The organism is Streptomyces sp. NPDC001292, from assembly GCF_042896465.1.
Classification (GTDB): domain Bacteria; phylum Actinomycetota; class Actinomycetes; order Streptomycetales; family Streptomycetaceae; genus Streptomyces.
This window is the reverse complement of the sequence record NZ_JBIAXG010000013.1, coordinates 107,720-128,503: the sequence shown is the minus strand read 5'-3', so window position 1 is coordinate 128,503 and position 20,784 is coordinate 107,720. Positions and strand designations below refer to the sequence as shown.

The 20,784-nt window shown below is 72.6% G+C and carries 18 protein-coding genes and 1 pseudogene; 10 read left to right on the top strand and 9 right to left on the bottom strand.

Annotated features, from left to right (window positions below; all coding sequences use genetic code 11):
- Window position 1: 1 nt before the first annotated feature.
- The 3 genes from uraD to ACFY4A_RS16655 form a co-directional block, all read right to left on the bottom strand.
- Window positions 2-511: a 2-oxo-4-hydroxy-4-carboxy-5-ureidoimidazoline decarboxylase gene (uraD, locus tag ACFY4A_RS16665; protein WP_390830158.1), complete on the bottom strand. Its 510-nt coding sequence runs from the start codon at window positions 509-511 to the stop codon at window positions 2-4.
- Between the two features lie 120 nt (window positions 512-631).
- A complete protein-coding gene (locus ACFY4A_RS16660; protein WP_390830157.1) occupies window positions 632-994 on the bottom strand; it encodes a helix-turn-helix domain-containing protein in 363 nt (120 codons plus the stop codon).
- Complete coding sequence (locus ACFY4A_RS16655; protein WP_390830156.1) at window positions 991-1,242, bottom strand: hypothetical protein; 252 nt, start codon at window positions 1,240-1,242, stop codon at window positions 991-993. The genes ACFY4A_RS16660 and ACFY4A_RS16655 overlap by 4 nt, the downstream gene beginning before the upstream one ends.
- A gap of 171 nt (window positions 1,243-1,413) precedes the next feature.
- On the opposite strand from ACFY4A_RS16655, the gene ACFY4A_RS16650 reads away from it, so the two are divergent.
- The 5 genes from ACFY4A_RS16650 to ACFY4A_RS16630 all read left to right on the top strand — a co-directional run bounded on the left by ACFY4A_RS16650 (window position 1,414) and on the right by ACFY4A_RS16630 (window position 6,405).
- Window positions 1,414-2,253: a TIM barrel protein gene (locus ACFY4A_RS16650; RefSeq protein WP_390830155.1), complete on the top strand. Its 840-nt coding sequence runs from the start codon at window positions 1,414-1,416 to the stop codon at window positions 2,251-2,253.
- A 69-nt stretch (window positions 2,254-2,322) separates the two neighbouring features.
- Window positions 2,323-3,216 carry a 2-hydroxy-3-oxopropionate reductase gene (locus ACFY4A_RS16645; protein ID WP_390830154.1) on the top strand — a complete coding sequence of 298 codons (894 nt, stop codon included), beginning with the start codon at window positions 2,323-2,325 and terminating at the stop codon, window positions 3,214-3,216.
- A gap of 195 nt (window positions 3,217-3,411) precedes the next feature.
- Entirely contained in the window at window positions 3,412-4,875 is a 1,464-nt protein-coding gene (locus ACFY4A_RS16640; RefSeq protein WP_390830153.1) for a catalase, read from the top strand.
- 456 nt (window positions 4,876-5,331) lie between these two features.
- The gene (locus tag ACFY4A_RS16635) at window positions 5,332-5,568 is read left to right on the top strand and encodes a hypothetical protein (RefSeq protein ID WP_390830152.1); all 237 of its coding nucleotides are present in this window, start codon (window positions 5,332-5,334) and stop codon (window positions 5,566-5,568) included.
- Window positions 5,569-5,820: 252 nt separating this feature from the next.
- The gene (locus ACFY4A_RS16630; protein WP_390830151.1) at window positions 5,821-6,405 is read left to right on the top strand and encodes a TIGR04222 domain-containing membrane protein; all 585 of its coding nucleotides are present in this window, start codon (window positions 5,821-5,823) and stop codon (window positions 6,403-6,405) included.
- A gap of 85 nt (window positions 6,406-6,490) precedes the next feature.
- Here ACFY4A_RS16630 and gcl read toward each other — a convergent pair whose 3' ends face one another.
- From gcl to ACFY4A_RS16615, 3 genes are all read right to left on the bottom strand, one after another.
- Window positions 6,491-8,275: a glyoxylate carboligase gene (gene gcl, locus ACFY4A_RS16625; RefSeq protein WP_390830150.1), complete on the bottom strand. Its 1,785-nt coding sequence runs from the start codon at window positions 8,273-8,275 to the stop codon at window positions 6,491-6,493.
- An 886-nt stretch (window positions 8,276-9,161) separates the two neighbouring features.
- Window positions 9,162-10,784, bottom strand: coding sequence for an AMP-binding protein (locus ACFY4A_RS16620; protein ID WP_390830149.1), 1,623 nt, complete (start codon window positions 10,782-10,784; stop codon window positions 9,162-9,164).
- Complete coding sequence (locus tag ACFY4A_RS16615) at window positions 10,781-12,454, bottom strand: AMP-binding protein (protein ID WP_390830148.1); 1,674 nt, start codon at window positions 12,452-12,454, stop codon at window positions 10,781-10,783. The genes ACFY4A_RS16620 and ACFY4A_RS16615 overlap by 4 nt, the downstream gene beginning before the upstream one ends.
- Before the next feature lie 132 nt (window positions 12,455-12,586).
- Here ACFY4A_RS16615 and ACFY4A_RS16610 point away from each other — a divergent pair, with 132 nt between their 5' ends.
- From ACFY4A_RS16610 to ACFY4A_RS16600, 3 genes are all read left to right on the top strand, one after another.
- Window positions 12,587-13,426 (top strand): response regulator transcription factor, encoded by an 840-nt coding sequence (locus ACFY4A_RS16610; RefSeq protein WP_390830147.1) that lies wholly within the window; start codon window positions 12,587-12,589, stop codon window positions 13,424-13,426.
- A 776-nt stretch (window positions 13,427-14,202) separates the two neighbouring features.
- Window positions 14,203-17,040, top strand: a complete 2,838-nt coding sequence (locus tag ACFY4A_RS16605) for an AAA family ATPase (RefSeq protein WP_390830146.1) — start codon at window positions 14,203-14,205, stop codon at window positions 17,038-17,040.
- Window positions 17,041-17,324: 284 nt separating this feature from the next.
- Window positions 17,325-18,110 (top strand): S1 family peptidase, encoded by a 786-nt coding sequence (locus ACFY4A_RS16600; RefSeq protein ID WP_390830145.1) that lies wholly within the window; start codon window positions 17,325-17,327, stop codon window positions 18,108-18,110.
- A 130-nt stretch (window positions 18,111-18,240) separates the two neighbouring features.
- Here the strand turns inward: ACFY4A_RS16600 and ACFY4A_RS16595 are convergent, their stop codons facing one another.
- The gene (locus ACFY4A_RS16595; protein ID WP_390830144.1) at window positions 18,241-18,741 is read right to left on the bottom strand and encodes a TIGR03668 family PPOX class F420-dependent oxidoreductase; all 501 of its coding nucleotides are present in this window, start codon (window positions 18,739-18,741) and stop codon (window positions 18,241-18,243) included.
- Between the two features lie 14 nt (window positions 18,742-18,755).
- Window positions 18,756-19,397 carry a phosphoribosyltransferase gene (locus ACFY4A_RS16590; RefSeq protein ID WP_390830143.1) on the bottom strand — a complete coding sequence of 214 codons (642 nt, stop codon included), beginning with the start codon at window positions 19,395-19,397 and terminating at the stop codon, window positions 18,756-18,758.
- A 151-nt stretch (window positions 19,398-19,548) separates the two neighbouring features.
- On the opposite strand from ACFY4A_RS16590, the gene ACFY4A_RS16585 reads away from it, so the two are divergent.
- Together ACFY4A_RS16585 and ACFY4A_RS16580 are read left to right on the top strand one after the other, a co-directional pair.
- Entirely contained in the window at window positions 19,549-19,851 is a 303-nt protein-coding gene (locus tag ACFY4A_RS16585) for a DUF3040 domain-containing protein (RefSeq protein WP_390830142.1), read from the top strand.
- Window positions 19,852-20,137: 286 nt separating this feature from the next.
- Window positions 20,138-20,239 (top strand): annotated as a pseudogene (locus ACFY4A_RS16580) (polysaccharide deacetylase family protein); the annotation flags it as partial.
- Between the two features lie 9 nt (window positions 20,240-20,248).
- Here the strand turns inward: ACFY4A_RS16580 and ACFY4A_RS16575 are convergent.
- Window positions 20,249-20,749: a GNAT family N-acetyltransferase gene (locus tag ACFY4A_RS16575; RefSeq protein WP_390830141.1), complete on the bottom strand. Its 501-nt coding sequence runs from the start codon at window positions 20,747-20,749 to the stop codon at window positions 20,249-20,251.
- Window positions 20,750-20,784: the final 35 nt, after the last annotated feature.

The following is a 20,784-nucleotide window of genomic DNA, read 5'->3' as shown; positions in this document are numbered from 1 at the left end:
CTCAGGCGTCTTCGAGCAGTCGGGCGAGCCGGATGCGGTTGATCTTCCCCAGTTCGCTGCGGACGATCTCACGTTCCTGCTCCGGTGCGTTGCCGATCCGCTCCTTGAGCGCGTCGCGCATCTGCTCGCCGGTCCGGCCGGTGGCGCAGATGAGGAAGACGTGGCCGAACCTCTCCTGGTAGGCCAGGTTGAGGTCGAGCATCTCGGCCTTGAGTTCCTCGGAGGCTCCGGCCATTCCGCGCTGTTCGCGGGCCGAGGCCGGGTCGCCGGGCTTGGGACGGCCTATCGGCGGGTGGCCGGCCATCGCCTCCTCGAGGTCCGCGGGGGTCAGTTCCGCCATGGCGGCGTCGCTTGCGGCTTCGAGGTCGTCGGGGGTGTCGCAGGGGCGGGCCGCCAGCAGCCGCTCGGCCCACGCCGTGCTGGCGCACGCCTCCAGAAGGGCGGCTCGGGCCGCGTCTTCCGGGAGGGCGTTGAATCGGGCGAGGCCCGGTGGCGTTGAGGTCGAAGTCACGGGAGCCTCCGTGGGCTGTTGACGGCCTTCGCGTGGAACGGGCTGCGGATAGCTAACGCCCTGACGAACACCGCGTCAACAGTTTGTTGAAAATTCCGGGACGCCGGGCCCGGTGGCGGCTCAGCCCTGCTTGTCGCGGTTGAGGTAGTTGTAGACGGTGAAGCGGCTGACGCCCAGCGCGCTCGCCACGGTCTCCACCCCGTGCCGGACGGAGAAGGCGCCGCGCGCCTCGAGCACCCGCACGACCTCCTGCTTGGCCTTGCGGTCCAGTTCCGCGAGCGGCATGCCCTGCCTGCGCTCCATGGCGGCCAGGATGTGGTCCAGCGAGTCGGCGAGCTGAGGCAGGCGTACGGCGACGGCGACGGCGCCCTCCCAGGAGAGCACGACGTCGTCGGGGCCGGCCTCGTCGGGCGGGAGCATCCGGCCGCCGATCGCGTCGACCAGCGGCTTCAGGGCCGCGATGAAGGGCTCCTCCCCGATCACCTCACGCCCTCCCCGATCACGGTGACCTGAAGGGAGATCCGGGTGGCGCCGGCCTGGAGGGTCCTGCGCAGCAGGGTGTCCACGGCGTCCAGGACGACGTCCGCACCCCCCTCTGCCGTGTTGCCGAACGGGCCGACGTCCACGGCGTCCAGTTCGACGGCCTCGACGACCTCCCGCGCCACCAGCGCGTGCGCGGGGGCCTCGTCCAGGTCGAAGGGTTCGGTCGTGAACTCCACTCTCAATCGCACGCGCTCAACCTAACGTGCGGGCCGGTTTCCGGGCAGTCCCGGCGACCGGGGATCCACACAGGAGCCCACACCCTCTTGACAAGCCACGACACGCCCCGGCAGTCTTCCATTACGCAGAAATCAACTTCCGCAATACGGAATACGGCGACAATGGAAGGGAGCGCGGCCCTGATGGGATTCGCAGACCAGCGCTTCAACGTCAACCTGTCGATCCTCTTCACGGAACTCCCGCTCCTGGAGCGGCCGGCGGCCGCCGCCGCGGCCGGCTTCACCGCGGTCGAGCTGTGGTGGCCGTGGATCGACTCCCCCACCCCGGAGCGTTCCGAGACCGATGCCCTGAAGAAGGCGATCGAGGACGCGGGCGTGCAGCTCACCGGCCTGAACTTCTACGCCGGCAAGCTCCCGGGCCCCGACCGCGGCGCACTGTCCGTCCCCGGTGAGGAGGCGGAGCGGTTCCGCGCCAACATCGACGTGGCTGCGGACCTCGCCCAGTCCCTCGGCTGCACGGCCCTCAACGCCCTGTACGGCAACCGGGTCGAGGGCGTGGACCCGGCCGAGCAGGACGCACTCGCGCTGGACAACCTGGTCCTCGCGGCCCGGGCCGCCGACCGGATCGGCGCGATCCTGCTGATCGAGGCGCTGAACAAGCCGGAGTCGCCGCTGTACCCGCTGGTGAGCGCGCCCGCCGCCGTCGAGGTGGTGGACAAGGTGAACGCGGCGTCGGGCCTCGGCAACGCCAGGTTCCTGATGGACCTCTACCACCTGTCCATGAACGGCGAGGACCTGCCGTCGGTGATCGAGCGGTACGCCGCACGGACCGGCCACGTCCAGATCGCCGACAACCCCGGCCGCGGCGCGCCCGGCACGGGCTCGCTCCCGCTGGAGGACCTCCTCGACCAGCTGGGGAAGGCCGGTTACGACGGCTGGGTCGGCCTGGAGTACAAGCCGGGCGACAGGCCGAGCGCCGAGGCCTTCGCGTGGCTGCCGACCGAGGCCCGAGCCGCCCGCTGACCCGCCCGGGCGCCTTTCCACGGGCCCCGACTCCCAGACGCAGCACAGAAGTTAGAGAGGCACCCGCACATGACCACCACCCTTCCCAAGGTTGCCTGGATCGGCCTCGGCATCATGGGCTCCCCCATGTCCGAGAACCTGATCAAGGCGGGCTACGACGTCACCGGCTACACGCTGGAGCGGGCGAAGCTGGACCGGCTGGCCGCCGCGGGCGGCACCGCGGCGGGCTCGATCGCCGAGGCGGTCCGGGACGCCGACGTGATCATCACGATGGTGCCCGCGTCGCCGCAGGTCGAGGCCATCGCGTACGGCCCGGACGGCATCCTGGAGAACGCGCGCTCCGGTGCGCTGCTGATCGACATGTCCTCGATCACCCCGCAGACCTCGATCGACCTGGCCGCCGCCGCCAAGGACAAGGGCATCCGGGTCCTGGACGCCCCCGTCTCCGGCGGTGAGGCGGGCGCCGTCGAGGCGGTGCTGTCGATCATGGTCGGCGGCGAGCAGGCCGACTTCGACGCGGCCAAGCCGCTCTTCGAGGCGCTGGGCAAGACCATCGTGCTGTGCGGCCCGCACGGCTCCGGCCAGACCGTGAAGGCCGCCAACCAGCTGATCGTCGCCGTGAACATCCAGGCGTGCGCCGAGGCCGTGGTCTTCCTGGAGAAGTCGGGCGTGGACCTGAAGGCGGCGCTGGACGTCCTCAACGGCGGTCTGGCGGGCTCGACCGTGCTGACGCGGAAGAAGGACAACTTCCTCCAGCGCGACTTCAAGCCGGGCTTCCGCATCGACCTGCACCACAAGGACATGGGCATCGTGACGGACGCGGCCCGCACCGTGGGTGCCGCCCTGCCCGTCGGCGCCGTGGTCGCCCAACTGGTGGCCTCCCTGCGTGCGCAGGGCGACGGCGGCCTGGACCACTCGGCCCTGCTGCGGGCCGTGGAGCGCCTCTCCGGCGCCCAGGTCTGACGGATCCCGGACTTCCGGACGGCACCGCCGCCGACACCTGTCATGTCGCGCCCAGGCGGCGGCGCCGTCCGGATCCACCACCCCTTATTCAACAAAATGTTGACGCGCCGGCAACACCACTCCTAGGCTCCACGCCAGCAGAAACTCCACGAAGCGGAAACACATTTCCGCAGCACCCTGCACGGAAGGTCCCTGATGTCGAAGCGCGTGCTCACGACCGAGTCCGGCGCCCCGGTCGCCGACAACCAGAACTCCGCCTCCGCCGGTATCGGTGGCCCCCTCCTCCTCCAGGACCAGCACCTGCTGGAGAAGCTGGCGCGCTTCAACCGCGAGCGCATCCCGGAGCGCGTGGTGCACGCCCGCGGCTCCGGCGCCCACGGCCACTTCGAGGTGACCGACGACGTCACCGGCTACACCCACGCCGACTTCCTGAGCGCGGTCGGCAAGCGCACCGAGGTGTTCGCGCGCTTCTCCACCGTCGCGGACTCCCTCGGCGGCGCGGACGCGGTGCGGGACCCGCGCGGCTTCGCGGTGAAGTTCTACACCGAGCGGGGCAACTACGACCTCGTCGGCAACAACACGCCGGTGTTCTTCGTCAAGGACCCGGTCAAGTTCCCGGACTTCATCCACTCGCAAAAGCGCGACCCGTTCACGGGCCGTCAGGAGCCGGACAACGTCTGGGACTTCTGGGCGCACTCCCCCGAGGCCACGCACCAGGTGACCTGGCTGATGGGCGACCGCGGCATTCCGGCGTCGTACCGCCACATGAACGGCTACGGCTCGCACACCTATCAGTGGACGAACGCCGACGGCGAGGCCTTCTTCGTCAAGTACCACTTCAAGACGAACCAGGGCATCCGCTGCCTGTCCACCGAGCAGGCCCAGGAGATCGCGGGCACGGACCCGGCCTCCCACCAGACGGACCTGCTCCAGGCGATCGAGCGCGGGGTGCACCCCTCCTGGACGCTGTACGTCCAGATCATGCCGGCGGCCGAGGCGGCGGACTACCGCTTCAACCCCTTCGACCTGACCAAGGTCTGGCCGCACCGGGACCACCCGCTGCGGCGGGTGGGCCGGCTGGTCCTGGACCGCAACCCGGACAACGTGTTCGCCGAGGTCGAGCAGGCCGCGTTCTCCCCGAACAACTTCGTGCCGGGGATCGGCCCGTCGCCGGACAAGATGCTCCAGGGCCGGCTGTTCGCCTACGCCGACGCCCACCGCTACCGCCTGGGCGTGAACCACACCCAGCTCGCGGTGAACGCCCCGAAGGCCGTGCCCGGCGGTGCGTACAACTACGGCCGTGACGGCTTCATGGCGTCCAACTCCCAGGGCCGGTACGCCAAGAACTACGAGCCGAACTCCTACGACGGCCCCGTCGAGACCGGCCGTCCGCTGTCGGCCCCGCTGGCGGTGACCGGCCACACGGGCACCCACGCGGCGCCCGCGCACACCAAGGACGACGACTTCTTCCAGGCCGGTGAGCTGTACCGGCTGATGTCCGAGGAGGAGAAGCGGCGTCTGGTCGCGAACATCGCCGGCGGCCTCGCGCAGGTCTCCCGCGAGGACGTGATCAAGAAGAACCTCGCGCACTTCCACGCCGCCGACCCGGACTACGGCAAGCGCGTGGAGGAGGCGGTGCGCGCCCTGCGCGAGGACTGACACCACGAGCCGCGTACGGGGTCCGCCGGGAGGTCATGCCCCGGACCCCGTACGCGTACGGCCCGCCCGGGCCGTCGGGCGACCCGGATGAGGGGTGGCCGCCCGACGGCCGTGCGGGCGCGGGACCGCGGCGGCGTGCTAGCCAGTGCGGTGGTGAAGGCGACGGAGCGTTCTCTCGACCGGAGGGAGGGCGTCCCGGAGCCGTCGCACCCGCCGCGGTCCCGGCCATCCGCCTCGCGCACAGTGGTCCTGTCGCGAGGCCCCTGATCCCGTCCGGCGGCGCGAATGTCCTGTCGCGCCCAGTCTCGCGCCGTCGGACGGCAACTTAGCGGACCGCAGGAGGAGCGCCGGACCGGGGTCGTAACCCGGGTCCGGCGCTCCTCGGCGTTCGCCCGGCGGCCCCCGGGTGCGGACCGGAGGCCGGCGCAGGAGGCTGAGGACCAGGAGGCTGAGGACATGGACAACCCCACGAAGGATCCGCACATCGTGGTGCACGCGCCGGCCCTGGACGGTTCCCGGCGGGTGACCGAGGGCGACGTGACCCTCGGGCTCGCGTCCCACCTGGACGACGTGGTCGAGATCCTCCGACTGGCAGACCTGGACCGCGTCGAGGTGGAGGAGAGCGACCTCATCGAGTGGCAGGGCGGCGGCCCGGAGGACTGGCCGGGCCTACCGGAACACGACGACATCTGAGCGGCTGGGCGGCCGGGGCACGGGGCGGCCGGGCCGCCGGACGGACAGGCGCACGCAGCGGCCGGGGACGGCGTGGCGTGGCGCGGCCGGGGCGCCTACCGCAGTGGGCGTACGGCGGCTACGGCATGCTCAAATCATGCTCTGAAGCAGGGCCGGCAGGTATCGGGCACCCCCGGGCGCGGGCACATTTCCCTTGACGGGGCCCGCCGGTACGGGGGCAGCGGGCCCCGTGTCCCGACCGCTGGGGGTTCCATGGACAGTCACGCCACGAATCAGCTCGCGCTGCACGAGATCGCGTTTCTGCGGGGCGGCCGCCGCGCCGCCGTCACCGTCGCCGTGCTCGCCCTGCGGGTGCGGGGCGCCGTCGGACCCGGACGAGGCGGCACGATGCGCACCACGGGGCCGGCCCACGGCCCGGGGGCGGACCTGCCCGCCCTCCCCCACCTGACGAAGACCGTGCACGCCGCTCTCTACCGTCCCGCGGGCCTGCGGCAGTTGCTGGACCGGGAGCCGGTCGCCCTCGCGCTGGTCGACCTGCGGTACGAACTCACGATCGCCGGGCTGCTGCGACTCTTCCCGCCCGGGCGCACCCGGGCCGGCAGGCGGGCACTGCGGGACCTGCGGGACCGGCACCCGCTGCCCACGACCGGGAAAGGCCTGTCGTCCGACGACCGGCTGCTGGCCGTGGCCCTGTACGGGGACCGGGCACTGACCCGGCTCATGCCGCGCTTCGCGCAGGAGGCGGGACTCCTCGGGCGGGGCGGGACGACCGAACGGGAGCTGCGGCAGTCCTGGGGCGGTGGCGGCTCTGGCGGCTTCAGCTGCGCTTCCCCGTAACGGCGCCGAGGTACGCCGGAACAGCAGGGGAACAGCATGAAGGGGACGGCCCCCCACGGGCGGGCCGCCCCCTTCGATCGGCGCGTCAGACCTTCAGCGTCCTGATGGAGGTCGGCGCGTGGCCGGGCTCCGTGGCCACTTCCTCGAACTCGACGACGTTGCTGATGTCGTTGGTGCCCGACATCGAGATGTTGGTGACGCGCTCCAGGATCGCCTCGACGACGACCGGCACGCGGTGCTCGGCGGCGAGCTTCTTGGCCTGCTCGAAGGCGGCTCCGAGTTCATTGGGGTCGGTCACCCGGATCGCCTTGCAGCCCAGACCCTCGGCGACCTTGACGTGGTCGACGCCGTAGACGCCCAGCTCGGGCGAGTTGATGTTCTCGAACTCCAGGTTGACCTGGAAGTCGATGTCGAAGGCGCGCTGCGCCTGGCGGATCAGGCCCAGGTAGGAGTTGTTGACCAGGACGTGGACGTAGGGGATCTTGTGCTGCGCGCCGACCGCCAGTTCCTCGATCATGAACTGGAAGTCGTAGTCGCCGGAGAGGGCGACGACGGACGCCTCCGGGTCGGCCTTGGCGACACCGAGCGCGGCCGGGACGGTCCAGCCGAGCGGGCCGGCCTGGCCGCAGTTGATCCAGTGCCGCGGCTTGAAGACGTGCAGCATCTGGGCGCCGGCGATCTGCGAGAGGCCGATGGTGGAGACGTACCGGGTCTCCGGCCCGAAGGCCTTGTTCATCTCCTCGTAGACGCGCTGCGGCTTGATCGGGATGTTGTCGAAGTGCGTACGGCGCTGGAGCTTCGCCCGCTTCTCCTGCGCGGCGGCGGCCCAGGCGGAGCGGTCGGGCAGCCGGCCGGCCTCCTTCAGCTCCCGTGCCACCTCGACGAACAGCTCCAGCGCGGCCTTGGCGTCGGAGGCGATGCCGTAGTCCGGGGCGAAGATCTTGCCGATCTGGGTGGGCTCGATGTCGACGTGGACGAACTTCCGGCCGGCCGTGTAGACGTCCAGCTTGCCGGTGTGGCGGTTGGCCCAGCGGTTGCCGATGCCGAGGACGAAGTCGGACTCCAGGAAGGTCGCGTTGCCGTAGCGGTGCGAGGTCTGCAGGCCGACCATCCCGGCGTTCAGCTCGTGGTCGTCGGGCAGGACGCCCCAGCCCATCAGGGTGGGGACGACCGGAGTGCCCGTCAGTTCGGTGAACTCCACGAGGAGTTCGGAGGCGTCGGCGTTGATGACACCGCCGCCCGCGACGATCAGCGGCCGCTCGGACTCGTTGAGCAGCGCGATCGCCTTCTCGATCTGGGCGCGGGTCGCGGCCGGCTTGTAGACGGGCAGCGGCTCGTACGTCTCCGGGTCGAACTCGATCTCGGTGAGCTGGACGTCGATCGGCAGGTCGATCAGGACCGGGCCGGGACGGCCGGAGCGCATCAGGTGGAAGGCCTGTTGGAAGACGCCGGGGACCTGCGCCGCCTCCAGGACGGTGACGGCCATCTTGGTCACCGGCTTGGCGATGGAGGCGATGTCGACGGCCTGGAAGTCCTCCTTGTGGATCACGGCGGTGGGGGCCTGGCCCGTGATGCACAGGATCGGGACGGAGTCACCGGTGGCCGAGTACAGGCCGGTGATCATGTCGGTACCGGCGGGGCCGGAAGTGCCGATGCAGACGCCGATGTTGCCCGCGTGGGTCCTCGTGTAGCCCTCGGCCATGTGCGAGGCGCCCTCCACGTGGCGGGCGAGGGTGTGGTTGATGCCGCCGGACGCCTTGAGCGCCGCGTAGAAAGGGTTGATCGCGGCGCCCGGCACACCGAAAGCGGCGGTGACGCCCTCGCGCTTGAGGATCTCAACTGCCGCACGGGCAGCGGTCATACGAGCCATCGAGTTCTCCTGCTTCGGCTGTCTTCGGCTGTCGGATTCGCACGCCCGTCGCGCCCAGCGGTTGTGACTCTTCCGTATAGCGGAAACGACTTTCTACTATCTGGAAGCAATGTAAGTGGGCCCCGCGAAGGGCGTCAAGAGTGGGCAAGGGGCGGCATCCGGGGGCGGAATCTCCGGACAGGCCGGGGGTCCGGCATGAGACCGCAACCGATCGCCGACACGACGCCGCAGCGGGCCCTGGCGCCGGTGCTGGGTTCCTCCCTCGTGTGGAGCAGGGACGGAGGCGGGGAGGTGTTCTGACATCAGCATTTGTAGTGCGCGGGATGCGGTTACCGCTGGTGGCGCACTTGCGGTGACTCGGTCACGAGAGCGTCCGGCGGGCCGATTCAGCGACCGACGTCCGGGAGCAGGTCGGCCGCGCGAGGGCTCGTGGCCCAGGTGGATCCCGCCGCGCGGTTGGTCTTTTGGGCCTTGTGTTCGGTGCGCTGCCGCAGCAGCCCCCACCCCTGGGCGAGGATCGCCCCCGGTTCAGCCCCGCCTTCTGGCGCACGTTCAGACCGGCACCTGCGCCCACCGCCGGTCGAGCTTGTTCACCTGGCATGTGTCGGTGATGCGGAAGCCCTCGTGGTGGAACTTCTCACGCCATGTCGGCTCGCCGAACCCTGAGGTGAACCGGGCGTTCTCGGCCTGGGCGAAGTCTCTGCGTGCCTGCTGCTGGACGTTGACCGACCCGGCGAAGCCACTCGCTCGCGCAGCGCGCTTCAGTCAGCTGCCGGCACTGTTCGGTGAAACCGGGCGCCGGCTTGCGATCCTTGCGCCAGTACCCGGTGAACCGCGCGGCCGACGCCCTGCGCACCACGGGTGCCCGGGGCGCCGGCCGGTCCGATCACAGGGCGTACTTCTCGCGGAGTTCGATCTTGCGCACCTTCCCGGAGACGGTCATCGGGAAGGAATCCAGGACCCGCAGCCGGCTCGGGATCTTGTAGTGGGCCAACCGGCCCTCGCAGAAGGCCCGCAGGTCCTCCAGGGTCAGCGGGTCGGCCGCGTCCAGCGGGATGACGCAGGCCAGTACCTCCTCGCCGTACTTCTCGTGCGGCACGCCGACCACCTGGACGTCGCGGATCTTCGGGTGACCGTAGAGGAACTCCTCGACCTCGCGCGGGTAGATGTTCTCGCCCCCGCGGATGATCATGTCCTTGATGCGGCCGACGATCTCGACGTACCCGTCCTCGCGCATCACCGCGAGATCGCCGGTGTGCATCCAGCGGCCCGCGTCGACCGCCTCCGCGGTCCTCTCCGGCTCGTTCCAGTAGCCGAGCATCACGCTGTAGCCGCGGGTGCACAACTCGCCTGCGGTGCCGCGGGGTTGGGTGACCCCGGTGGCCGGGTCGACGACCTTGACCTCGAGGTGCGGCAGTACGCGGCCGACCGTGCCGGTGCGGTGTTCGAGGTCGTCGTCCATCCGGGTCTGCAGGGAGACCGGCGAGGTCTCGGTCATGCCGTAGCAGATGGAGACCTCCTCCATGTGCATCTCGGCGACCACCCGCTTCATCACCTCCACCGGGCAGGGGGAGCCCGCCATGATGCCGGTGCGCAGGGACGACAGGTCGTACGACGCGAAGTCGGGGAGGTTCAGTTCCGCGATGAACATCGTCGGCACGCCGTACAGCGAGGTGCAGCGTTCCCGCTGGACCGCCTCCAGGGTGGCCTTCGCCTCGAAGGACGGCGCCGGGATGACCATGCACGCGCCGTGCGAGGTCGCCGCCAGGTTGCCCATGACCATGCCGAAGCAGTGGTAGTAGGGCACGGGGATGCAGATCCGGTCCTGTTCGGTGTAGCCGACCGTACGGCCCACCCAGTAGCCGTTGTTGAGGATGTTGTGGTGGGAGAGGGTGGCACCCTTGGGGAAGCCCGTGGTGCCCGAGGTGTACTGGATGTTGACCGGGTCGTCACAGCTCAACCCGGCCTGAATCGCGATCAGCTGGTCTACCGTCACATTGTCCGCGGCGCTCGTCAGCGCGTCCCACGACGGGTCGCCGATGTAGACGGTCTCCCGCAGTTCGGGGCACTTGCCGCGGACCTCCTCGACCAGCGCCCGGTAGTCGGTGCTCCGGTGGGCCTGCGAGGCGACCAGCAGTGAGATGCCGGCCTGCCGGAGCACGTACTCCACCTCGTGGGCCCGGTAGGCCGGGTTGATGTTCACCATGATCACGCCGATGCGCGCGGTGGCGTACTGGACGAGCACCCACTCGGGGCAGTTGACCGCCCAGATCCCGACCCGGTCGCCCTTGACCACGCCCTTGGCGAGCAGTCCGCGCGCCACCTCGTCGACGGCGGCGCCGAACTCGGCGTAGGTCCAGCGGCGTCCGGAGGGCACGTCGACGAGCGCCTCGCGGTCGCCGAAGGCGGCGACCGCCCGGTCGAGGTTGGCGCCGATGGTGTCGCCCAGCAGCGGCGTGCCACTGGTTCCGTGGGCGTAGGACGGTTCGCTCACCGGAAGTTCACTCACCGGAAGTCCTCCTCGCGGTACTCGTTCGCCGAGCCCCCGGCCGTGGCCTCGCGCAGCTCGATCCGGCGGATCTTGCCGGAGACGGTCTTGGGCAGCTCGCCGAACTCCAGGCGGCGGATGCGCTTGTAGGGGGCGAGCACCTCCCGGGAGTGCTCGAAGAGCACCTTCGCGGTGCCGGTGCCCGGCTCCCAGCCCTCGGCCAGGACGACGTACGCCTTCGGCACCGCCAGGCGCAGCGGGTCCGGCGCGGGCACGACCGCCGCCTCGGCCACCGCCTCGTGCTCCAGCAGGGCGCTCTCCAGCTCGAACGGGCTGATCTTGTAGTCGGAGGCCTTGAAGACGTCGTCGGACCGTCCGATGTACGTCAGGTATCCGTCCTCGTCCCTGGAGGCGACGTCTCCCGTCCGGTAGTAGCCGCCGGCCATCGCCTCCGCCGTACGCTCCGGATCGCCGTGGTACCCGGTCATCAGGCCGACCGGGCGCGCGGACAGGTCGAGCGCGATCTCGCCCTCGGCCGCGCCGGGCGCGCCGGACACCGGGTCGAGCAGTTCGACGCGGTAGCCGGGGCTGGGGCGCCCCATGGAGCCCGTCTTCAGCGGCTGGCCGGGGCTGTTGGAGACCTGCACGGCAGTCTCGGTCTGCCCGAAACCGTCCCGGATGGTCACGCCCCAGGCTCGCCGGACCTGCTCGATGACCTCGGGGTTCAGCGGCTCGCCCGCGGCCACGGCCTCACGGGGCGGGATGCGCAACTGGGTGAGGTCGGCCTGGATCAGCATGCGCCACACGGTCGGCGGCGCGCAGAAGGTGGTGACGCCCGCGCGGTCCATCTCGGCCATCAGGCGGGCGGCGTCGAAGCGGGTGTAGTTGTGGATGAAGACGGTCGCCTCGGCGTTCCACGGGGCGAACAGGTTCGACCAGGCGTGCTTGGCCCAGCCGGGCGAGGAGATGTTCAGGTGCACGTCCCCCGGCTTCAGGCCGATCCAGTACATGGTCGCCAGGTGCCCGACGGGGTACGAGACGTGAGTGTGCTCCACCAGCTTGGGGCGGGCCGTGGTGCCGGAGGTGAAGTACAGCATCAGGGGGTCGTCGGCGAGGGTGGGCCCGTCCGGGACGAACGCGGCGGGGGCGGCGTACGCGTCCTCGTAGGGCTCCCAGCCCTCCTCCGGCAGGCCTCCGACCGAGATACGCGTGTAGGCGCCGGGGACCTCGGCGAACTTCGCGGTGTCGGCGGCCCGCGCGATCACGTGCTTGACCCGGCCGCGTGCGACGCGGTCGGTCAGGTCGGCGGGGCCGAGCAGCGGGGTGGCGGGGATGACGACCGCGCGCAGCTTCATCGCGGCGAGCGCGGTCTCCCACAACTCGGCCTGGTTGCCGAGCATGACGAGGATGCGGTCCTCGGCGGCGACGCCGCGGTCGCGCAGCCAGTTCGCCGCGCGGCTGGAACGCTCGGACATCTCGGCGAAGGAGAGGCGGGTCTCGGTGCCGTCCTCCTCGACGATGTGCAGGGCGGTGCGGTCGTTCCCCTCGGCGACGGCGTCGAACCAGTCCAGCGCCCAGTTGAAGTGGGAGGGGCGGGGCCACTCGAAGCCGGCGTAGGCGGTGGCGTAGTCCTCACGGTGTTCCAGCAGGAAGTCCCGCGCCCTGCGGAAGAGCTCCGTCGCCGTCGTCATCTGTCCTCCTTGGTTCCGGACCATTGCCGGGCGGCTCTCTGCCATCGTGTAATCCGTGATGTGCGTCTCACCACCCCCGAACGGGGGTGTGGTGAGCTGGAAGGTCCATGACACACGGCGAAGGGGCGAGCGGTGAGGGCGGAGGCGTCCGGGACGGCGGAGATCCGTGGTGCGCTGGTACGGCTGCGGCGTGCGACGGGCCTGCCGGTCGCCTTCGGCGGCCTGGTCGAGCCGGGCCGGCCGCGGGTGCGGATCAGCGAGCTGACCGGCACGACGACGCTCGCGCTCAGGGCGCTCGCGGTGAGCTCCGGCAACGGGCTCGGCGGCAAGGCGGTGGCGCTCGCCCGCCCGTGCGCGGTCACGGACTATTCGCTGTCCCCTCGGATCAGCCACGAGTACGACGTCCCGGTCGCCGCGGAGGGGCTGCGCTCGGTGCTGGCCGTGCCGGTGGTCGTACGGCGCCGGGTGCGCGGCGTGCTGTACGGCGCGCTGCGCACGGCCCAGCCGCTGGGCGACCGGACGCTGAGCGCGGCCGTGGATGCGGCGCGGGACGTGGAGCAGGCGCTGGTGGCGGAGGAGCAGGCGCGGGACCTGCTGGCGGCCTCCCGTGCCGCGCCCGCCCCCCGGGACCCTGCGGACGGGGCCGCCTGGGAGCAGGTCCGCGAGGCCCACGCGGCGCTGCGCGCCCTGGCCCCCCGGATCTCCGACCCCGGCCTGCGCGCCGAACTCCTGAACGCCTGCGGCCTGCTGACCACGGCGGCCGCCCCGGTGGCGGGCGTGAACCTGGCCCCCCGCGAGATCGACGTACTGACCTGCGTGGCCGCGGGCGCGACCAACGCCGCCGCGGCGGCCCGCCTGGACCTGAGTCCGGAAACCGTCAAGGGCTACCTCCGGTCAGCCATGCGCAAACTGGGCGCCCACACCAGGGGGGAGGCGGTGGCCTCAGCCCGCCGAGCGGGGCTCCTGCCGTAGGGGCGGAACTCCTGGCCCGCGACGGGGGGGCGGGGGAGACGGGTGGCGGGCACAGCCCGACAGGGCGGGCACAGCCCGACAGGGCGGGCACAACCCGACAGGGCGGGCACAACCCGACAGGGCGGGCACAGCCCGACAGGGCGGGCACAGCCCGACAGGGCGGGCACAGCCCGACAGGGCGGGCACAGCCCGACAGGGCGGGCACAGCCCGACAGGGCGGGCACAACCCGCAGCGCGGTGGCGGTGATGGCCCGGTGGGGCGGCGCAGCCCATGGGACAAGCAGCACTGGGGCAAGGCGGGCACCTGGGGCAAGTGCGACAGGTGGGGCAAGCGCGACGCGCACTCCCGTGGGGGACCGACAGCGGTGCCGCCGCCGGCGCAGCGGCCGGGCGCGGCGGGCGCGGCCCGGAAGACGGGCCTCCCCCACCGGCAGACACGCACTCCCTCAGCGGTGCCGCCGCCGGGCACCGCCCCCGGAACACAGACCTCCCGCACCAGCGGGCGCAGGACCCGGCAGGCACGGGTGGTGACACGCACTCACGCGGGGGTACCAACAGCGAGGGTCGGTGGCCGGAAGGCGCTTGCGCGGGAGTGTCGGCGGTCGTGTGGCGGGGGTACCGTCGGAGGGGTCTTCACGTGGGGGCCGTATTCATTCAGTGGCGCTTTGAATATGACCATGCCCCGGGCGCTGTTATTACCCTCACCACCCCGGCTGTCCGAAATTCACGGGCAGGTTGCCTAGAATTTGGCCCGAACACGACACTCGAGGGGAGCGGTGACCGTGCGACGGGACTTCAAGGGCCCTGCGAGCTGCCGTTCCGACCTGGTCATCGGCCAGGAGGAGCCGTCCGCGGCGGCACGGGAGCAGCTCGCGCGCGGTGGGAGTGTGCTGCTGCACGGGCCGGCCGGAATAGGAAAGTCGACGGTGCTGCGGGCATTGGCCGCGGAATATGCCCCGAGCGCCCGCACCGTGTTGCGCTGCTCCGCCACCGAGTCCGAATCCCATCTGCCCTTCCTCGCCCTGGCCGACCTCTTCGGCCTGGTCCTGGACGAGGTGTCCGGCAAGCTGCCCGCCGCCCAGCACACCGCGCTGGAGTCGGCGCTCACCGGCCGCGGCGAGTCCACCCTCCAGCGCGACGGCCTCGCCCTGCGCCTGGCCGTGCTCTCCACGCTGCGCGCGCTCGCCGCGAAGGGCCCGGTCCTGATCGTCGCCGACGACCTCCAGTGGCTGGACTCGGCCAGCGCCGAACTGCTCGGCTTCGCCGCCCGGCGCCTGGGCGAAACACCCGTGCAGATGCTGTGCGCGGTGCGGACCGAGGAGGAGGAGTACGACCGCCATCTGCGCGCCTGCCCGCCCGACACCCTCTCCGTCCGGCTGGGCCCGCTGACCCGCACCCAGGTCTCCGCCCTGCTCGGCCACCGCGGCTACGCCGGCCTGCCCCGCTCGACGGTCCGCGACATCCACCGCACCAGCGGCGGCAACCCCCTGTTCGCGCTGGAGCTTGGCCGCGCCCTGGCCGAGAGCCCCACCCCGCCCCGGCCGGGTGAGCCGCTGCCGGTGCCGACCTCGCTGCGCGCCCTTGTCCTGAGCCGGCTGGAGATGCTGTCGGACGAGGCCCGCCGCACCCTGCTGGTGGCCAGTGCGGGCGCCCGCCCCACCCCCGCCCTGCTGCACGCGGCCGGCCGCGGCAACGCCGAGGCCGAGTGCGCGCAGGCCGCCGAACTCGGACTGCTGGCCACCGAGCCGGAGGGCCCCGCCGTACGGTTCGCGCACCCGCTGATATCGGCCGCGCTGTACGCGGAGGCGCCCGCCCAGGAGCGGCGTGCCGCCCACGCCGCGCTGGCCACCGCCGCCCCCGACGCCATCGAGCGGGCCCGGCACCTGGCGCTGGCCACCACCGGCACCGACCCGGAGGTGGCCGCCCGGCTCGCCGAGGCCGCCGCGCTGGCCCGGGACCGCGGGGCGCCCTCGGTGGCCGCCTCGCTGGGTCTGCTCGCCGCCCGGCACACCCCGGCCGGCAGCGGGCCGGGTCCGGACGACCGGCGGTTGCAGGCCGCCGAGGACGCCATCACGGCCGGCGAGGTGGACCTCGCCCGGGACATCGCCCGCGAGGTGCTGACCCGGGCCACCGTGCCCGCCGAACGGGTACGGGCCTGGATGGTGGTGATCGAGTCGGCCGGCCAGGCCCTGGGGGACGTGGACGCCGTCTTCCCGCAGGCGCTGGCCGACGCGGGCGACGATCCGCGGCTGCTCGCCCTGGTCCACTACCAGCTCGCCTGGCGCGGGCTGGTCGTGGAGGGCGACTTCGCCGAGGCCCGCCAGGAGGCCGCGCACGCCGCCGAACTGGCGGCGCGCGGCCGGGACCGGCGCACCGAGCTGATGGCGCTCGCCTTCCAGTCCTCCACCGAGACCCTGATGGGGCATCCGAAGGCCGCCGCCACCATCAAGCGGGCGCTGAGGGAGCCTCAGGACCCGTACGTCGCCTGCCATCACAACGGCGTCGGCTCGGCCCGCTACCGCTGGCTGCTGATGAGCGACCGGCTGGTCGAGGCCCGGGCGACGATGACCGGGCTGCTGCGCGAGGTGCGGCGGCGCGGCATGGTCGAGAGCGAGGTGCACTTCCTGCGCCTGCTCGCCGAGACCGAGCTGCGCTCCGGCCACTGCGGCCGGGCCCTGGACCTGGCCCGCGAGAGTCTGCGGCTGGCCCGGGACACCGGCATCGGCGAGAGCGCCTCGGCCACGCTGGCCTCCCTCGCCGAGGCGTCCGGCGGCAGCACCGACCGGGCGCTGGCGCTGGCCCGGGAGGCGGTGGGGCACGCCGAGGAGGACGGCGACCAGATGTATCTCTCGCGCGCCCTGACCGCCCTGGGGCACGCCCAGTTGGTGGCCGGGGACGACCGGGCCGCCGTGACGGCGCTGCGCCGGGTGCGGGAGCTGGAGCTGGGGCTCGGCATCACCGATCCGGCACGCGGCCGCTGGCACGGCGACCTCGCGGAGGCGCTGGTGCGGATCGGGGAACGGGCCGAGGCCCAGCACGTCATCGACGTGGCCCGCGAGCACGCGCTGCGGCTCGGCCGCGAGAGCGTGCTGGCCGTCCTCGACCGGTCCGAGGCGCAGGTACGGGCCGCCCGCGGCGACCAGGACGCCGCCGTGGCCCAGTTGACGTCCGCACAGGACCGGCTGGCGAAACTCGGCAACGGTCTGGAGGAGGCCCGCGCCGCGTTCGCGCTGGCCCGGCTGCGCACCCTCGCCCCGGCCCTGGGGTCCGCCCGGGCGGGGGCGGCCGCCGTGCCGGGGCCGACGTCGTACGACGAGGCGGCGCGGCTGTTCCGGCGCTGCCGCGCGCTGCCGTGGCTGCGCCGGGTGGAGGATGCGGCCACCGCCCGGCCGGCGCAGCCGGAGGTGGTCCCGGCGGCGCTGGACGGACTGGCCGCGATGGAGCGTCAGGTGGCGGCGCTGGTCATGGAGGGCGCGACGAACCGGGAGATCGCCGCGCGGCTGTTCGTCAGCGTCAAGACGGTGGAGGCGACCCTGACCCGGGTCTACCGCAAGCTGGGGATCCGTTCGCGCGTCGACATCGTCCGATTGGCGGCAGGCCGGCGCGCGAAGTGAGCGCGGCGCGGGTTGACTGACCGCGTGGACGCCAGTGAGGGCGGCACCGGACGGCGCCGCGGGACGAGCGGAGACCGCCGGGGACCACCGGCGGCCACCGGGTGGGATCGAGGGTTTTCCCTGCCCGACTCCCCTAGGGGGTTCCCTCATTGGTGGAGGGTGGGCCCGGTCCTAGCGTAAGGGGCGTGCCGCTCGCCCGGGCACAGGGGACCCGAGGACGGATCCCACGGCTCCCGTGCTCCCCCGCCCGCGCGATCCCCCACCGGCCTGCCCCGAGGAGACGCATGTTCGGCCTCACCCGCGCCAGACGGACCGCCGCCGCGGTCGCTGTCGGCGCTGCCGCGGCCGCGCCGTTCACCGCCCCCTCCGCGGTCGCCGCCCCCCGGCCCGTCGTCGGCGGCATGCCGACCACGACGGCGGAGTACCCGTTCGTCATGCAGATCACGGACGCGAAAGGCAGTCAGTTCTGCGGCGGCACCCTGGTCGCGCCCACGAAGGTGGTCACCGCCGCGCACTGCGTGGTCGGCGAGCCCGCGGACAACGTGCGGGTGGTGGGCGGACGCACCCGCCTCGACGGCACCGACGGCACGGTCGGCGAGGTCGGCGGGATCTGGTTCGACCCGGGCTACACGGACGCCGTCAGCGGCGGGGACGTGGCCGTGCTCACCCTGAAGACACCGATGCCGTACGCCACGGCGGCGTACGTCTCCCCCACCGACACCGGCGTGTACGCGCCCGGCATGACGGCCCGCGTCCTGGGCTGGGGCACCACCGGCAAGAACGGCGGCTCGTCCAACCAGTTGCGCACGGCGATGGTGCCCGTCGTGTCCGACACCGTCTGCCGCGACTCCTACGGCTCCGACTTCGTCGAGAGCGACATGGTCTGCGCCGGATACCCGTCCGGTGGCGCCGACACCTGCCAGGGCGACAGCGGCGGTCCCCTGCTCATCGGGGGCGTCCTGGCAGGGATCACTTCCTGGGGGAACGGCTGTGCCGAGGCGGGGCAGCCGGGTGTCTACACCCGGCTGGCCTCCTTCTCCGGCCTCGTGACCGAGCAGGTCCTGAACTGAGCCGCGCCCCGGTGAAAGCCAGGGGGCGTTGCGAGCCACCACGAGCGGCCCGCAACGCCCCCTTTCCATATTCCCGGCACCGCCACCGCCGGGGTCCGCGTCCCGGCCGCCGGGGTCTCACGGCCTTTCATCAGGGCCCTGGCCATCCGTCACCGGGGTCCCGGCCGCCGCGTTCGGCGGCGGGTGGTTCGGTCGCCTGCCAGCCGATCCAGCGGCGGACGGTGATCGCGATCACGGGTCCGTGCGGCGGGATCTCGCAATACTGCGGGTACTTGCGCAGCAGCCGGGCGAGCGCGGTCCCGTACTCCACCATGGTCCGTTCGTCCTCCGCGTCGGGCGGCACGATCCGCGCGTCGCCGTCGGCGCGGGCCCACCACAGGCGGTTCCAGTCCTCGTCGTAGTCGTCCGCCAGCAGGGACACGAACCCGGTGGCCTCGATGTTGCGCAGGCGTCTGAGCCGGGTCGTGGTCTTCGGCTTGCGGTCGACGGCCGTCACGATGCCGTCGTCGCCGAGGGCGGCGAACACCGTGGGCACCAGGTGCGGGCGGCCGGCCGCGTCCACCGTGGCCAGCCGGGCCACCCTGGCGGCGAGGAACCGGCGGCGCGCCTCGCCTGGGTCCATGCGGGGCACGGGCGTGCCTCCTCTCAGCCGTCCGTCAGGGCTCGCAGTACCTCCTCGTCCGTCAGCTGCTCGAAGTCGTCGTACCAGACGCCCACGGCGGTGAAGGAGGGCGGCTGGTGGAGGCAGACCAGCTCGTCGGCCTCGCCGCTCAGCGCCCGGACGGCGTCGGGCGCGCCGACGGGGACGGCGAGGACGGTGAGCGCGGGCGCGCGGCGCCGCACGTGCCGCAGCGCGGCGCGGGCGGTGGAGCCGGTGGCCAGGCCGTCGTCGACGACGATCGCGGTGCGTCCGCGCAGGTCCGGGGCGGGGCGTCCGTGGCGGTAGCGTCGGGCGCGGCGGTTCAGTTCCTCGCGTTCGCGCTCCACCACCGGGGCGAGGTCCTCCTCGGTGAGGCCGAGCAGGTCCAGGGCCGTCTTGTCGAAGAGCGGCGGGTCGTCCCCGGCGATCGCGCCGAGGCCGTACTCCTCCTGCAACGGGGCGCCGATCTTGCGGACCACGACCACGTCCAGCGGGGCTTCCAGCACCCGCGCGACCTCCCGTGCCACCGCGACGCCGCCGCGGGGCAGCGCCAGCACGACGGGGTCGGGCAGCTCGCCCGCCTCGTACCGGGGGCGGAGCCGTTCGGCAAGCTGCCGGCCGGCCTGTGCGCGGTCACGAAACCTCATGGGCGTCCCTCCTTCCGCCCTGTGGGCCGGGTACCCCGCGGGGCCCTGCCGACCACATCCCGCTCGCGCCGTCCGGCCGGGCCGGTTAGTCCGAGGTGTGAGGGGCAGTCGGAGAGGACTCACGGCAGACCGGTTCCCCGTAGGAGCAACAGTGTCGACAGGCCGACTCCCCGATCGCGAACAGCGGATCCTGAACGAGATAGAACGCGCCCTCAGCCGTGACCGCCGTCTGGTCCGGCGGCTGCGGTCCGGGCGCAGACCACCGGCCCTCTCCCGGGTGGCGTCCTACGCGCCTCGGGCGTGGACCGTGGTACTGCTGGTGGCGGTCTCCGCCGCCCTTCTGACGGCCGGTGCCGTCACCTCGGAGCCGGGCGTGATCTGGGCGTTCGCGGCGGTGTGGCCGGTGACGCTGTTCTCCGTCCTGCGGCTGCTGTGCCGCCGGGCGGAGCCCTGACGCGCTGCCCGACGGGCCTGGTCCCCGGCGTGGTGCCCCTTCGACCGGCCCAGGGTCTTTCGTCTGGATCACGCCGGGCTCGCGGGGTCTGGCACCGCTCCCCAAGCTCTTCGAGCAGGGGGGTACCCCCAGCCGCGTTGTCTCACACTCACCGGCTGCGCACGCGACAGCACGGCGCCGAGCGCGGCTCGGGCACACGCCGCGGCGGGCGCGCCGGCCGGGTTCGGCGCGGTGGACCGCCGTCACGCCAAGTGCATCGCGCCGACCTTCGACGCGGGACCGAGCGGGGATCACCGACGCGCTGAAGGAGCGGGGGTACGTGTTCGTCACCGTGCCGCGGTCGCCGGCGCCGGGCAGGGCGGAGCCGGGCAAGGTGCACCGGCCGTAGGACGGCCTCTCACCCCGCCGTGGGACGGCCCGCGAGGCGGAGCCGGTAGCGGGTCCCCGGCCGCCCGCCGACGCTCTCCTCACCCACCGCCGTGAACCCGGTCCGTGCGAGCACCGCCCTGGAGGCCGGGTTGTCGAGGGTGGTGACCGCGGTGAGCTCGGTGAGCCGGCACGTCACGACGGCGAGCCGGCTCACCTCCCGTACGGCGGCCGTCGCCACGCCCCGGCCCGCGGCGCGCTCGCCGATCCGGTACCCGAGTTCGGCGCACCCGTCGGCGACGTCGACGAGGTTGACGCGGCCCACCAGGTCGCTCTGTCCGTCCACGACGACGTGGAAGTGGCAGGCACCGGCGTCCTGTTCGGCGAGGAGGGCGCGGTGGCGGGCGGCGAATCCGGTGAAGTACGCGTCCCCCCGGTCCGGCACGGAGCGGGCGAAGTAGCGACGGTTCTCCTGCTCGAAGGCCAGCAGCGCCTCCGCGTGGTCGGGGCGCAGCCGCTCCAGTGTCACCATGACCGGGAGCATACGCGGGAGGACCGGGCGCTGGG